At 57.1% G+C, this 14,670-nt stretch carries 13 protein-coding genes and 1 pseudogene; 6 read left to right on the top strand and 8 right to left on the bottom strand.

Annotated elements, in window-relative coordinates; genetic code table 11:
- Nucleotides 1-82 precede the first annotated feature (82 nt).
- The 6 genes and pseudogenes from mnmE to AB6V08_RS23275 all read right to left on the bottom strand — a co-directional run.
- A complete protein-coding gene (gene mnmE / locus AB6V08_RS19205; RefSeq protein ID WP_368544407.1) occupies nt 83-1,447 on the bottom strand; it encodes a tRNA uridine-5-carboxymethylaminomethyl(34) synthesis GTPase MnmE in 1,365 nt (454 codons plus the stop codon).
- 73 nt (nt 1,448-1,520) lie between these two features.
- Nucleotides 1,521-3,164 (bottom strand): membrane protein insertase YidC, encoded by a 1,644-nt coding sequence (gene yidC, locus AB6V08_RS19200; protein ID WP_368544405.1) that lies wholly within the window; start codon nt 3,162-3,164, stop codon nt 1,521-1,523.
- A gap of 2 nt (nt 3,165-3,166) precedes the next feature.
- Entirely contained in the window at nt 3,167-3,424 is a 258-nt protein-coding gene (yidD, locus tag AB6V08_RS19195; protein ID WP_001307474.1) for a membrane protein insertion efficiency factor YidD, read from the bottom strand.
- On the bottom strand, nt 3,388-3,747 hold the full coding sequence (rnpA, locus tag AB6V08_RS19190) for a ribonuclease P protein component (protein ID WP_003861126.1): 360 nt from the start codon (nt 3,745-3,747) through the stop codon (nt 3,388-3,390). Before rnpA ends, yidD begins: the two co-directional genes overlap by 37 nt.
- A 16-nt stretch (nt 3,748-3,763) precedes the next feature.
- Complete coding sequence (gene rpmH / locus AB6V08_RS19185) at nt 3,764-3,904, bottom strand: 50S ribosomal protein L34 (protein WP_000831330.1); 141 nt, start codon at nt 3,902-3,904, stop codon at nt 3,764-3,766.
- 228 nt (nt 3,905-4,132) lie between these two features.
- A pseudogene (locus AB6V08_RS23275) lies at nt 4,133-4,183 on the bottom strand (hypothetical protein); the annotation flags it as partial.
- Between the two features lie 323 nt (nt 4,184-4,506).
- Here AB6V08_RS23275 and dnaA point away from each other — a divergent pair.
- Genes dnaA through gyrB form a run of 4 tightly spaced genes read left to right on the top strand, consistent with a single transcriptional unit; the run spans nt 4,507 to nt 10,522 of the window.
- Complete coding sequence (gene dnaA / locus AB6V08_RS19180; protein ID WP_014830027.1) at nt 4,507-5,904, top strand: chromosomal replication initiator protein DnaA; 1,398 nt, start codon at nt 4,507-4,509, stop codon at nt 5,902-5,904.
- A gap of 4 nt (nt 5,905-5,908) precedes the next feature.
- Nucleotides 5,909-7,009: a DNA polymerase III subunit beta gene (dnaN, locus tag AB6V08_RS19175; protein ID WP_015570134.1), complete on the top strand. Its 1,101-nt coding sequence runs from the start codon at nt 5,909-5,911 to the stop codon at nt 7,007-7,009.
- Nucleotides 7,009-8,082 carry a DNA replication/repair protein RecF gene (gene recF, locus AB6V08_RS19170; protein WP_368544404.1) on the top strand — a complete coding sequence of 358 codons (1,074 nt, stop codon included), beginning with the start codon at nt 7,009-7,011 and terminating at the stop codon, nt 8,080-8,082. The genes dnaN and recF overlap by 1 nt, the downstream gene beginning before the upstream one ends.
- Nucleotides 8,083-8,110: 28 nt before the next feature.
- Nucleotides 8,111-10,522, top strand: a complete 2,412-nt coding sequence (gene gyrB, locus AB6V08_RS19165) for a DNA topoisomerase (ATP-hydrolyzing) subunit B (RefSeq protein ID WP_368544403.1) — start codon at nt 8,111-8,113, stop codon at nt 10,520-10,522.
- 33 nt (nt 10,523-10,555) lie between these two features.
- On the opposite strand, the gene AB6V08_RS19160 is transcribed toward gyrB, so the two are convergent.
- Nucleotides 10,556-11,491 carry a LysR family transcriptional regulator gene (locus AB6V08_RS19160; RefSeq protein ID WP_368544402.1) on the bottom strand — a complete coding sequence of 312 codons (936 nt, stop codon included), beginning with the start codon at nt 11,489-11,491 and terminating at the stop codon, nt 10,556-10,558.
- Nucleotides 11,492-11,600: 109 nt separating this feature from the next.
- Here AB6V08_RS19160 and AB6V08_RS19155 point away from each other — a divergent pair, with 109 nt between their 5' ends.
- Together AB6V08_RS19155 and yidA are read left to right on the top strand one after the other, a co-directional pair.
- Nucleotides 11,601-12,626 carry an NAD(P)-dependent alcohol dehydrogenase gene (locus AB6V08_RS19155; protein ID WP_368544401.1) on the top strand — a complete coding sequence of 342 codons (1,026 nt, stop codon included), beginning with the start codon at nt 11,601-11,603 and terminating at the stop codon, nt 12,624-12,626.
- A gap of 115 nt (nt 12,627-12,741) precedes the next feature.
- A complete protein-coding gene (gene yidA / locus AB6V08_RS19150; protein WP_368544400.1) occupies nt 12,742-13,554 on the top strand; it encodes a sugar-phosphatase in 813 nt (270 codons plus the stop codon).
- A 37-nt stretch (nt 13,555-13,591) separates the two neighbouring features.
- Here the strand turns inward: yidA and cbrA are convergent, their stop codons facing one another.
- Nucleotides 13,592-14,662 (bottom strand): colicin M resistance lipid reductase CbrA, encoded by a 1,071-nt coding sequence (cbrA, locus tag AB6V08_RS19145; RefSeq protein WP_368544399.1) that lies wholly within the window; start codon nt 14,660-14,662, stop codon nt 13,592-13,594.
- Nucleotides 14,663-14,670 lie beyond the last annotated feature (8 nt).

The raw sequence follows: 14,670 nt of genomic DNA, 5'->3' as shown, positions 1-14,670 counted from the left end.
TAGGGGCTGGAAAGAGAAGAAGCGAGTTGCCATTTGGACAATGGTGATTTCCCTGGAGGAAATCACCATTCATTCGCGAGAGTTATTTCCCGATACAGAAGCTGGAGAAAATCCGTCCCAGCAGATCGTCCGACGTAAACTCCCCGGTGATCTCGCTCAGATTTTGCTGCGCCAGACGCAGCTCTTCCGCCAGCAGTTCACCCGCCCAGGCGCCGATCAGCTGCGCTTTGCCCTGAACGAGGTGGTTTGCCGCCTCTTCCAGCGCCTGCAAATGGCGACGGCGGGCGAGGAAGCCGCCTTCCATGCTGGTATCGAAGCCCATGCTTTGCTTGAGGTGGTTGCGCAGGTCGTCCACGCCTTCCCCGGTGCGCGCCGACAGGCGAATCAGTGAGTGACCATTCACATCGCTGATGCCCAGCGTTTCGCCCGTGACGTCCGCTTTGTTACGCACCACGGTGATCGGCAGTTTGGCAGGCAGGCGAGCGATAAAGTCCGGCCAGATATCCGCCGGGTCAACGGCGTCGGTGGTGGTGCCATCGACCATAAACAGCACGCGGTCGGCCTGCTCGATCTCCTGCCAGGCGCGTTCGATACCGATGCGTTCCACTTCATCGCTGGCATCGCGCAATCCTGCGGTATCAATGATGTGCAGCGGCATGCCGTCGATGTGAATATGTTCGCGCAGCACGTCGCGGGTGGTGCCGGCAATGTCGGTCACGATAGCCGCTTCACGGCCCGCGAGGGCGTTCAGCAGGCTCGATTTCCCGGCGTTAGGGCGCCCGGCGATAACCACCTTCATCCCTTCACGCAGCAGGCTGCCCTGACGCGCTTCGGCGCGAACGGCATCGAGATCGGCCATTACGCCGTTGAGCTGCGCTTCGATTTTGCCGTCGGAAAGGAAGTCGATCTCTTCGTCCGGGAAGTCGATAGCCGCTTCGACGTAGATCCGCAGGTGAGTAAGTGCTTCCACAAGATGATTTACGCGCGCGGAAAACGCGCCCTGAAGCGAGTTCAGCGCGGAGCGGGCCGCCTGTTCGGAACTGGCGTCGATCAGGTCGGCGATGGCCTCGGCCTGCGCCAGGTCGAGCTTGTCGTTGAGGAACGCGCGCTCGGAGAACTCGCCCGGCTTCGCAATGCGCAGGCCGGGCAGGGTCAGAATGCGTTTTAACAGCAGATCGAGGATGACCGGGCCGCCGTGCCCCTGTAATTCCAGCACGTCTTCACCGGTAAAGGAGTTCGGGCCAGGGAACCACAGCGCAATGCCCTGATCCAGCGCGGTGCCGTCGCTGTCTTTAAACGGCAGATAGTCGGCGTAGCGCGGTTTTGGCAGTTTACCCAGCACCGCTTCGGCGACCTCGCGTGCTTTCAGGCCGGAGATACGCAGAATGCCTACACCACCGCGTCCCGGTGGGGTTGCCTGGGCGACGATAGTGTCGTTATGGCTCATGGTTTGTCTCACTGAATACAAATAAAAAAGGCGGTCAACTGACCGCCCTTATTTTAGCTACTGCTTAACCGAATCAGGATTTTTTCTTTTCGCGGCTATGCAGACCACGCTTCTCCAGACCACGGTAAATCAGCTGCTGCTGGATGATGGTCACCAGGTTGCTGACGATATAGTACAGCACCAGACCTGACGGGAACCACAGGAAGAACACGGTGAAGATGACCGGCATGAAGGTCATGATCTTCTGCTGCATCGGGTCGGTCACAGTGGTAGGCGACATCTTCTGGATGAAGAACATCGTGATACCCATCAGGATCGGCAGGATGTAGTACGGGTCCTGTGCGGACAGGTCGTGGATCCACAGCGCGAACGGCGCGTGGCGCAGCTCAACGGAGCCCATCAGCATGTAGTACAGCGCAAGGAAGATTGGCATCTGGATAAGCAGCGGGAAGCAACCACCCAGTGGGTTCACTTTCTCTGCTTTATACAGGGCCATCATTTCCTGGCTCTGACGCTGTTTGTCATCGCCCAGACGCTCACGCATCGCCGCAATTTTCGGCTGCAGCATGCGCATCTTCGCCATGGAGGTGTACTGCGCTTTAGTCAGCGGGTACATGATGCCACGAACGATGAAGGTGATAACGATGATGGAGAAGCCCCAGTTACCCAGGAAGCTGTGGATGAACTTCAGCAGCTTAAACAGCGGCTGAGAGATGAACCACAACCAACCGTAATCTACGGTCAGATCCAGGTGCGGTGCGACTGCTGCCATTTTGTCCTGGATTTCCGGGCCAACCCACAGGGTGCTGCCCAGATTACCGGTTTGACCCGGCTGAACCAGAACTGGCTCTGATTTATAACCGATCGCCGCAATGCCGTTGCCCAGGTTAGCGGTATAGAAGTTGTTAGTACCTTCGTTACGCGGAACCCATGCAGTAGCGAAGTACTGCTGCAGCATCGCAACCCAGCCGCCTTTCGCGCTGACGTTCAGGTTTTCGTTATCGGCAATGGTGTCGAATTTGTATTTTTCGTACTTCGCATCCGGCGTGGAGTACGCCGCACCACGGAAGGTATGCAGCGCAAAGTTGCTGCTTCCGGTGTCACGATGTGAAGGCAGATTGATGGACTGCTTCAGCTGACCGAAGGTCGACAGTTCCAGTGGTTTTGCGCCGGTGTTCTGCACGCTGTAGCCCACGTTCACCGCATATTCACCGCGTTTCAGGGTGAAGGATTTGGTGAAGGTGTTGCCCGCAGCATCCGTATAGGTCATTGGGATCACCAGTTCGTTCTGGCCATCAGCCATCACGAAAGTGTCTTTCTCGACGTTATACAGTGGACGCGCACCGTTAGCCGGGTTATCCGGGCCATCACGACCGGTCAGGCCGCTCTGTGCCTGGTAGATAAACTGTGGCGTGGTTTCCAGTAACTGGAACGGTTCGTTAGACTTCAGCTCTTTCGGGTAGGTCAACAGCAGCGCCTGCTCAATATCACCACCGCGGGTGTTGATAGTCAGCTCAAGCACATCGGTCTTAACCGTAATCTGTTTCCCCTGGCCACTGGCCGGTACGCCCTGGTCGGCGGCGCTACCCGCTGCTGTGGTCGTGGTCTGCGTGACCTGCTGTTGTGGTTGAGGATTTTTATCCTGCTCCCACGCTTGCCAGATCATGAAAGACACGAACAACAAAGCGATGATAAGAAGATTGCGTTGCGAATCCATCGTTAGTGTTCTCTGGTATCAAATGGTCCAGGCGGGACGGGGTCGTCACCACCAGGGTGTAAAGGGTGGCATTTTAATACGCGTTTCACCGTCAACCAACTGCCTTTTATCACTCCAAACCTGCGCAATGCCTCAATTCCATAGCTTGAGCATGTCGGTGTGAAACGGCAGTGCGGCCCGAGTAGCGGACTAATCAGGCGTTGATAGACCCGAATGAGGGCTATCAGGACCCGCGAGCCAGGCGACAATGGCGGCGCCATAATTTTTCCAACGCTTCCGAGAGAGCACGGTTATCGAGGTCGGCAACCCCTTTTTTAGCCACCACCACGAAATCCATAGACGGAAGTTCATGCTGACGTAAACGGAAGCTCTCACGCGTCAGACGTTTAATCCGATTGCGTTCGTGCGCACGCTTAACGTTTTTCTTGGCGACAGTTAGACCGATACGGGGATGCCCCAGCGAATTTTGGCGGCCGAGGATGGTAATTTGCGGCGTGCCAGCCCGTTGTGGCTGCTGGAAGACGAAAGTGAAATGAGTGGGAGTTAACAAACGTAACTCCCTGGGAAATGCTAGCTTAACCACTCAGGGGTTAGCTTTATTACTTGGAAACGGTCAGACGAGCGCGGCCTTTAGCACGACGACGTGCCAGAACCTGACGACCATTTTTAGTAGCCATACGAGCACGGAAGCCGTGAGAACGGTTGCGCTTCAGTACAGACGGTTGAAAAGTGCGTTTCATGGCGATTTCTACCTAAACTTGAATAAATTCACTGACTTTTGCGTTTACCCGAACGTGTTTCGAACGACTAACGCCTCAGCGTGGGTGATTAAAGAGGCCGGATTGTAATAATTGTACACTCCGGAGTCAATTCTCTTTCCTTATTTCCCGCGTAATTTCGCACGTTTTCGCGCGCAAAATGAGCAACGGACGACGCAGGAAGATGAGCATCACGCGCCGGGTCGAGGATTATACGGGCTCGCGTTCAAATCGCAAGGATCGTCCCGGATCTTCGTTAGATCATTTAAGCAAAAAATTGTCTGTGCTCATTAAATTTTCCAATATGCGGCCTAAATCGCGCGGCACTCCCGTCAGGATCGATTACACTTACCCGGTTTCGGATCTTCCTGTGGATAAATCGGGAAGAATCTGTGAGAAACAGAAGATCTCTGGCTCAGTTTAGGCTATGATCCGCGGTCCCGATCGGGATCCCAGGATCCTGGTCAGGGCAAAATTGCAGATAGCAATTCGCACGTCACCCTTTTTGCACAGGGTCATGTCGATGTGCGCCAACAATCATGAATATTCAATAGTTTTCTTTTATTGTTCGAGTGGAGTCCGCCGTGTCACTTTCGCTTTGGCAGCAGTGTCTTGCCCGATTGCAGGATGAGTTACCAGCCACAGAATTCAGTATGTGGATCCGCCCGTTGCAGGCGGAACTGAGCGATAACACGCTGGCTTTGTATGCGCCAAACCGTTTTGTGCTCGATTGGGTAAGGGACAAATACCTCAATAACATCAACGGACTGTTGAATGACTTCTGCGGGTCTGATGCCCCGCAGCTGCGCTTTGAAGTGGGAACAAAGCCGGTCACGCAAACAGTCCGCGAAACCGTGAACGTCGCGGCGCCTGCCCAGGCGGCACCCGCTCCGGCGCCACGCGTTGCCCCGGCGGCGCGTCCGGGCTGGGACAACGTCCCCGCTCCCGCGGAGCCAACCTACCGTTCAAACGTCAACGTGAAGCACACGTTCGATAACTTCGTTGAAGGTAAATCGAACCAGCTGGCGCGCGCGGCGGCTCGCCAGGTGGCTGATAACCCAGGCGGCGCCTATAACCCGCTGTTCCTGTATGGCGGCACGGGTCTGGGTAAAACCCACCTTCTGCACGCTGTCGGCAACGGCATCATGGCGCGCAAACCCAACGCGAAAGTCGTGTATATGCACTCCGAGCGCTTCGTTCAGGACATGGTAAAAGCCTTGCAGAACAATGCGATCGAAGAGTTTAAGCGCTACTACCGTTCCGTTGACGCCCTGCTTATCGATGACATCCAGTTCTTTGCGAATAAAGAACGATCCCAGGAAGAGTTTTTCCACACCTTCAACGCCCTGCTGGAAGGTAATCAGCAGATCATCCTGACCTCGGATCGCTATCCAAAAGAGATCAACGGCGTTGAAGATCGTCTGAAATCCCGCTTTGGCTGGGGCCTGACCGTGGCGATCGAGCCACCGGAACTGGAAACCCGCGTCGCGATCCTGATGAAGAAAGCCGATGAAAACGACATTCGCCTGCCGGGTGAAGTGGCGTTCTTTATTGCCAAGCGTCTGCGCTCGAACGTGCGTGAGCTGGAAGGGGCGCTGAACCGCGTTATCGCCAACGCCAACTTTACCGGTCGCGCTATCACCATCGATTTCGTGCGTGAAGCGCTGCGCGATTTGCTGGCATTGCAGGAAAAATTAGTCACCATCGACAATATTCAAAAGACGGTGGCTGAGTACTACAAAATCAAAGTGGCAGATTTGCTGTCTAAACGTCGTTCCCGCTCGGTGGCGCGCCCGCGCCAGATGGCGATGGCGCTGGCAAAGGAGTTAACCAACCACAGTCTGCCGGAAATCGGCGATGCGTTTGGTGGCCGTGACCATACGACCGTGCTGCACGCTTGTCGTAAGATTGAGCAGTTACGCGAAGAAAGCCACGACATAAAAGAAGATTTTTCCAATTTAATCAGAACACTATCATCGTGACGCTATGAAATTTACCGTTGAACGTGAACATTTATTAAAACCGCTGCAACAGGTGAGTGGCCCATTAGGTGGCCGCCCAACGCTGCCTATTCTCGGAAACCTGCTGCTTCAGGTCGCTGACGGTACGCTGTCGCTGACCGGCACAGACCTCGAAATGGAAATGATCGCGCGCGTTACGCTGACGCAGCCGCATGACGCAGGCGCGACCACGGTTCCGGCACGTAAATTCTTTGATATCTGCCGTGGTCTGCCGGAAGGCGCAGAGATCGCTGTACAGCTTGAGGGCGACCGTATGCTGGTGCGCTCTGGCCGCAGCCGTTTCTCTCTCTCCACGCTGCCCGCTGCGGACTTCCCGAATCTGGACGACTGGCAAAGTGAAGTGGAATTCACCCTGCCGCAGGCGACGATGAAGCGCCTGATTGAAGCGACCCAGTTTTCGATGGCGCATCAGGATGTGCGTTACTACTTAAACGGCATGCTGTTCGAAACCGAAGGCGAAGAGCTGCGTACCGTAGCGACTGACGGCCACCGTCTGGCGGTCTGCTCTATGCCCATTGGCGATTCCCTGCCAAACCATTCGGTGATCGTCCCGCGTAAAGGGGTGATTGAGCTGATGCGTATGCTCGACGGCGGTGAAACGCCGCTGCGCGTGCAGATTGGCAGCAACAATATTCGCGCCCACGTGGGTGATTTTGTCTTCACATCGAAGCTGGTTGACGGTCGTTTCCCGGACTATCGCCGCGTATTGCCGAAGAACCCGGACAAAACCCTGGAAGCCGGTTGCGATATCCTCAAGCAGGCGTTTGCCCGCGCGGCAATCCTCTCTAACGAGAAGTTCCGCGGCGTGCGCCTGTACGTGAGCGAAAACCAGATCAAAATCACCGCCAACAACCCGGAGCAGGAAGAGGCAGAAGAGATTCTGGACGTCACCTATGCCGGGGCTGAAATGGAAATCGGCTTTAACGTTAGCTACGTGCTGGACGTACTGAATGCACTGAAATGCGAGAATGTTCGCATTCTGCTGACCGACTCCGTTTCGAGCGTACAGATTGAAGATGCCGCATCACAGTCGGCTGCCTATGTTGTTATGCCAATGAGACTGTAATGTCGCTCACCCGCCTGTTGATCCGCGACTTTCGCAATATTGAAAGCGCGGATCTCGCTTTATCCCCTGGCTTTAACTTCCTGGTTGGCGCAAACGGCAGCGGCAAAACCAGCGTGCTTGAAGCCATTTATACGCTCGGCCACGGTCGGGCGTTTCGCAGTTTGCAGATTGGTCGCGTGATCCGCCACGAGCAGGAGTCGTTTGTTCTGCACGGGCGTTTACAGGGCGAGGAGCGTGAAACGTCCATCGGCCTGACCAAAGACAAGCAGGGCGACAGCAAGGTGCGCATCGACGGCACCGACGGCCATAAAGTGGCCGAGCTGGCGCTGCTGATGCCAATGCAGCTGATCACGCCGGAGGGGTTTACTTTACTCAACGGCGGCCCCAAATACAGAAGAGCGTTCCTCGACTGGGGATGCTTTCACAACGAAGCCGGATTCTTTAACGCCTGGAGCAACCTGAAGCGCCTGCTTAAGCAGCGTAACGCGGCGCTGCGACAGGTGACACGCTACGCGCAGCTTCGCCCGTGGGATATGGAATTAATCCCCCTTGCGGAACAAATCAGCCGCTGGCGTGCCGAATACAGCGCAGGGATCGCCGAAGACATGGCTGACACCTGCAAACAGTTTTTACCCGAGTTTTCTCTGAGCTTCTCTTTCCAGCGCGGCTGGGAAAAAGAGACTGATTACGCAGAAGTATTAGAGAGAAGCTTCGAGCGCGACCGCATGTTGACCTATACCGCGCACGGCCCGCACAAGGCGGATTTCCGCATTCGTGCAGACGGTGCGCCGGTGGAAGATACGCTGTCGCGCGGGCAGCTCAAGCTCCTGATGTGCGCGCTACGTCTGGCGCAGGGGGAGTTTTTAACCCGCGAGAGCGGGCGACGCTGCCTGTATCTGATAGATGATTTTGCCTCGGAACTCGACGACGCAAGGCGCGGACTGCTTGCCAGCCGCTTAAAAGCCACGCAGTCGCAGGTTTTCGTCAGCGCCATTAGCGCTGAACACGTTATGGACATGTCGGACGAAAATTCGAAGATGTTTAACGTGGAAAAGGGTAAAATAACGGATTAACCCAAGTTTAAATGAGCGAGAAACGTTGATGTCGAATTCTTATGACTCCTCCAGTATCAAAGTCCTGAAAGGGCTGGATGCGGTGCGTAAGCGCCCGGGTATGTATATCGGCGACACGGATGACGGCACCGGTCTGCACCACATGGTATTCGAGGTTGTGGATAACGCTATCGACGAAGCGCTCGCGGGTCACTGTAAAGACATCGTGGTGACCATCCATGCGGACAACTCTGTATCCGTCACCGATGATGGTCGCGGCATCCCAACCGGTATTCACCCGGAAGAGGGCGTATCGGCTGCGGAAGTGATCATGACCGTTCTGCACGCAGGCGGTAAGTTCGACGATAACTCCTATAAAGTTTCCGGCGGCCTGCACGGCGTAGGCGTTTCCGTAGTTAACGCCCTGTCGCAGAAGCTGGAGCTGGTTATCCAGCGTGAAGGTAAAGTTCACCGTCAGCTCTATACCCACGGCGTGCCGCAGGCACCGCTGGCCGTCACGGGCGATACCGATAAAACCGGTACTATGGTGCGTTTCTGGCCGAGCCTTGAAACCTTCACCAACGTCACTGAATTTGAATACGACATCCTGGCGAAGCGCCTGCGTGAACTGTCGTTCCTGAACTCCGGCGTGTCGATTCGTCTGCGCGACAAACGCGACAACAAGGAAGACCACTTCCATTATGAAGGCGGTATCAAAGCGTTCGTTGAGTATCTGAACAAGAACAAAACGCCAATTCACCCGAATATCTTCTACTTCTCCACCGAAAAAGACGGTATCGGCGTCGAAGTGGCTTTGCAGTGGAACGACGGTTTCCAGGAAAACATTTACTGCTTCACCAACAACATTCCACAGCGCGATGGCGGTACTCACCTGGCGGGCTTCCGCGCGGCGATGACCCGTACCCTGAACGCGTACATGGACAAAGAAGGCTACAGCAAAAAAGCGAAAGTCAGCGCCACCGGTGACGATGCCCGTGAAGGCCTGATTGCCGTTGTCTCTGTAAAAGTGCCGGATCCGAAGTTCTCCTCTCAGACCAAAGACAAGCTGGTCTCTTCTGAGGTGAAATCGGCGGTTGAGCAGCAGATGAACGAACTGCTGAGCGACTACCTGCAGGAAAATCCGTCCGACGCGAAAATCGTGGTCGGCAAAATTATCGACGCGGCGCGTGCCCGTGAAGCGGCGCGTAAAGCCCGTGAAATGACTCGCCGTAAAGGTGCGCTGGACTTAGCCGGTCTGCCGGGCAAACTGGCCGACTGCCAGGAACGCGACCCGGCGCTGTCCGAACTGTACCTCGTGGAAGGGGACTCCGCGGGCGGTTCTGCGAAGCAGGGCCGTAACCGTAAGAACCAGGCGATTCTGCCGCTGAAGGGTAAAATCCTGAACGTGGAGAAAGCGCGCTTCGACAAGATGCTCTCTTCTCAGGAAGTGGCGACGCTGATCACCGCGCTGGGTTGCGGCATCGGTCGCGACGAGTACAACCCGGACAAGCTGCGCTATCACAGCATCATCATCATGACCGATGCGGACGTCGACGGCTCGCACATCCGTACGCTGCTGTTGACCTTCTTCTACCGTCAGATGCCGGAAATCGTGGAGCGTGGTCACGTCTACATTGCACAGCCGCCGCTGTACAAAGTGAAGAAAGGCAAGCAGGAACAGTACATCAAAGACGACGAAGCGATGGATCAGTATCAAATCGCGATCGCGCTTGATGGCGCGACCCTGCACGCCAACTCCAGCGCCCCGGCGCTGGCGGGCGAGCCGCTGGAGCGTCTGGTGTCCGAGTTCAACGCTACGCAGAAGATGATTGGCCGCATGGAGCGCCGTTATCCGAAAGCGCTGCTGAAAGAGCTGGTCTATCAGCCAACCCTGACCGAAGCCGATCTGAGCAGCGAACAGGCCGTAACCCGCTGGGTGAACACCCTGGTGAGCGAGCTGAACGAGAAAGAGCAGCACGGCAGCCAGTGGAAGTTCGATGTTCAGCAGAACGCCGAGCAGCAGTTCGAGCCGGTGATTCGCGTGCGCACGCACGGCGTTGATACCGACTACCCGCTGGAGCACGAGTTTGTGACCGGCCCGGAATACCGCCGTATCTGTACCCTCGGCGAGAAGCTGCGCGGCCTGATCGAAGAAGATGCCTTCATCGAACGTGGCGAGCGCCGTCAGCCGGTTGCCAGCTTCGAGCAGGCGCTCGACTGGCTGGTGAAAGAGTCCCGCCGTGGCCTGTCCATTCAGCGCTATAAAGGTCTGGGCGAAATGAACCCGGATCAGCTGTGGGAAACCACTATGGATCCGGAAAGCCGCCGTATGCTGCGCGTGACCGTGAAAGACGCGATTGCTGCGGATCAGCTGTTCACCACCCTGATGGGCGATGCGGTTGAACCTCGTCGCGCCTTTATCGAAGAGAACGCCCTGAAAGCGGCGAACATCGATATTTAATCGTCGCCGGGCAGCCCGCTCAGAGCCGCGCTTTTAGCGCGGCTTTTTTATGGGGTCAGGCAGATCCAGCGACATGATTATCGGTAAACGGCTCGCCAGGGTGTCGATGGCAATTCTCACCCTCTGGGGCAGATGCGGCGTCTTCTGCCAGACCGCGTGAACGTCAAAGCGCACGTCCGGCGCCTGCCTGAACAGCATCACGAGTTTCCCGCTCTGGATCTCTTTGCTTGCCATCCAGCAGGGCAGCCATGCAATGCCGTGTCCGGCCAGGGCGGCGTCGCAGATTGCCTGTAAATCATCCATGTTTATTGATGACCGGAGCACAAGGGTTTGCGCCGCGCCTTCGCGATCCGCAAGCTGCCAGGGCAAAATTCTGCCGGCCTGAAGATAGTTAATGGCCGTGTGCTGGCGTAATTCGTCCACGGTTTCCGGGTGGCCTTTTTGCTGAAGATAATCCGGCGCGGCGCACAGCACCATCTGGTGCTCTCCCAGCCTTCTGGCGACCAGCGCGGCGCTGTCGGCCAGCGTGCCGTTACGCACCGCCATATCGAACCCTTCCTCCACGAGATCGACAACCCTGTCGCTGAACGACATCTCCAGCTCAAGCCCCGGATGCTCCTGCGCCAGCGCAATCAGCAGCGGCGCAACGCACTGGCGGCCGAACAGCACCGGCATCGACACGCGCAGGCGGCCGCTGACCTGCTGCTTCCCGGTTTCCATCAGCGATTCCGCGCTGCGGATCTCCTCCAGCGCGCGCAGGCAGCGTTCGTAAAAAAGCGCGCCGTTGTCGGTCAGGCTCTGGCTGCGCGTGGTGCGTTGAAACAGACGCACCCCCAGCCGCTGCTCAAGCCTGGCGATGCTTTTGCCCACCGCCGAGCGCGACAGGTGCAGGCGGATGGCGGCCTGCGCAAAGCTGCCCGCTTCAACGGCAGCGACAAAAACGGGAATGTCTTTTAGCGTATCGGACATGGATTGTATCCATTGCGGCGTCAATAAAGGGAAAAGTTATCGCCACTGGCGACCCTGAGTCAACGTTAGACTGTCAGTACACACCCATTTTGATGACAGGATAAAGACGATGACAGAGACAATGCAGCGCTGGTCAATGAACGCCCTCGGGCGCGAGAACCTCAGACTGAGCCAGGAGCCGATTCCGCAGCCCGGCCCCGGCGAAGTCCGCGTGCGGGTGAATGCCGTTGCGCTCAACTACCGCGATAAAATGGTCATTGAAGGCATCATGCCGATATCGCTCTCCTTCCCGTTTACCCCAGCCTCCGACATGGCGGGCGTGGTGGATAGCGTCGGCGAGGGCGTGACCCGCTTCACCGCCGGCGCGCGCGTGATCTCCACCTTCTTCCCGGAGTGGATCGACGGCAGGCCGACTGCGGGCGCGCGCGATTTGCCCTACAGAACCTCCGGCGGTCACTTCCAGGGGATGCTGGCCGAATACGTCATTGTGAATGAAAACTGGCTGGTGGCCGCCCCGGATTCGCTGGATGACGCAGAGGCCAGCACCTTGCCCTGCGCCGGGCTGACGGCGTGGTTTGCGCTGGTTGAGCGGGGAAACTTGCGCGCGGGCCAGTCGGTGCTGGTGCAGGGGACGGGCGGCGTGGCGATCTTCGCTCTGCAAATTGCAAAAGCGCATGGCGCGGAGGTGTTCGTCACGTCGGGCAGCGATGAAAAGCTGGCGCTGGCTAAAAAACTGGGCGCCGATCGTGGCATCAACCGCCTGAAGGGCGACTGGACGGAAGAGATTTTCGCGCTGACTGCGGATCGCGGTATCGACCATATTATTGAAACCGTGGGCGGTGAAAACCTGAAGCACTCCCTGCGGGCGGTGGCGGTACACGGGCGGATTTCGGTTATCGGCGTGCTGGCCGGAAATGAAATCGCGATCCCCGCCGGCGAACTGCTGCTGAAATCACCGGTCATTCAGGGGATTGGCGTTGGGCACCGCCGCGCGCTGGAAGATCTCGTGCGCGCCGTTGACGTCAACGCGCTGAAGCCGGTGATTGAGCATCGCTACCGCTTTGACCAGCTTGAGCAGGCGCTGGAACACCTCGATCGCGGCGCGTTTGGCAAAATCGTCCTGACCCGCGGCTGAGCCGTCGTTCCCCGGGAGCGGAGTAAAAGGGGTGTTTTTGTTGCGCAATGTAGCTCTATTTTTGTGGGCTTAATCGCGTTAGCATGAGGCAGCACTCATTTATCCCGGGGATCTCATGGCTATCAAACTCATTGCAATCGATATGGACGGCACCCTGCTGCTGCCCGACCACACTATTTCACCTGCCGTTAAAAACGCTATCGCCGCGGCGCGCGAAAAAGGGGTGAAAGTGGTGCTGACCACCGGTCGTCCTTACGCGGGCGTCCACAGCTACCTGAAAGAGCTGCACATGAACCAGCCGGGTGATTACTGCATTACCTACAACGGCGCGCTGGTGCAGAAAGCCGCAGACGGCAGCACCGTGGCGCAAACCGCGCTGAACTATGACGATTACCTGTTCCTGGAAAAGCTGTCCCGTGAAGTGGGTTCACACTTCCACGCGCTCGATCGCAACACGCTCTACACCGCCAACCGCGACATCAGCTACTACACCGTGCATGAATCCTTTGTGGCGACCATTCCGCTGGTCTTCTGCGAAGCGGAAAAAATGGACCCGAACACGCAGTTCCTGAAGGTTATGATGATCGACGAGCCGGAGATCCTCGATAAAGCCATCGCGCGTATCCCGGCGGAGGTGAAAGAGAAGTACACCGTGCTGAAAAGTGCGCCGTACTTCCTCGAAATCCTCGATAAACGCGTCAATAAGGGCACCGGCGTGAAATCGCTGGCCGACGTGCTGGGCATCAAGCCGGAAGAGGTGATGACTCTGGGCGATCAGGAAAACGACATCGCTATGCTGGAATACGCGGGCCTGGGCGTCGCGATGGAAAACGCCATTCCGTCGGTGAAAGAGGTGGCAAACTTCGTTACCAAATCCAACCTCGAAGACGGCGTGGCTTACGCCATCGAGAAGTTTGTTCTGAATTAAAACGGCAGGGGCAAATGCCGCCGTATTTGCCCCGCTTTTAGCCCAGCCGTTCCGGCTGCGGGATATGCGCCACGCCGCTTTTCATGATCCACTTCCTGCTCCACGCCGACGTTAACATCCGGCTTTTGATAATTTTCCCGTACAGCTTTATCCGCAGCGCCCGGGTCGCCTTGCGGTACGCGCCGTTTGCGTTTTCAGGCGCGCCGGTGAGTATCGGGCTCAGGATATCCGCGCTGTCCAGCGCGTAGCTGATCCCCTCCAGAGAGCTGGCGCTGATAAACCCGGCGGCTTCGCCGATCAGGAACGCATTCTCCCTGCCGCAGACGAAATCCGCCCAGCGCGAGGGAAACAGCACGGTGCATTTCTCGCTTTTCATCGGCTTGCCGAACTGGAAGTGAAACGCCTCCAGCCTGGCTTTTAGCGCGTCAAAGCGTGCCTGGCCGTCCTTCATCGGATACGCGCCGCCAAAGATAAAATAGCCGTCCTTGCTGATGCTCCATGAGTAACAGTCAGTGATGTCGTTGTCGAAAATACAGGAATAAAACGGCACCGGGTGCTGCTCTGCAAACCACTGTTGAAGGGCGACGTATTTACGGATGCTATGGTCCGGATAGAGGTAGCGGCGCACCATCGAATTGGCCCCGTCGGCACCGATCAAATAGCGGGCGGTGACGCGCTGCTCCACGCCGTCGGCGCGAAAAGCGACGTGCCAGACGTCCTCTTCACGCCAGATTTTGCGGCACAGGGTGTCGTGGTAAACCCGCACATCGTCCGGAATAAGGGACTTCATCCATAAATCAAAGGCGTGGCGATTGATATTGACGTAGCTGCGCTGGTAGTTGCGCGTTAACGACGCCTGCACATCCACCGTTTTGACGCTGAAGATTTGCGGATTGGCGATCACGTCCACGGGCAGCGTTATGCCGTCGCGGATGAACGAGCGCTGGGCGTCGGGCGCCAGCAGGCCGCCGCAGGGTTTGGTGAAGCCCTCATTGCCGCACTGGCGTTTTTTATCCAGCGCAATCACGCGCATTTTGCCGCTGAGCTTGCGCGCCAGAGCAGCGCCCGCCGGGCCGAGGCCAATGATTGCTGCGTCGAAATGTTCCATCGTGATGT

It is taken from the genome of Enterobacter soli, from assembly GCF_964208575.1.
In the GTDB taxonomy this organism is placed as follows: Bacteria; Pseudomonadota; Gammaproteobacteria; order Enterobacterales; family Enterobacteriaceae; genus Enterobacter; species Enterobacter soli_A.
Note: the sequence above shows the minus strand (reverse complement) of the source record. Positions and strands in the feature narration are given on the sequence as shown.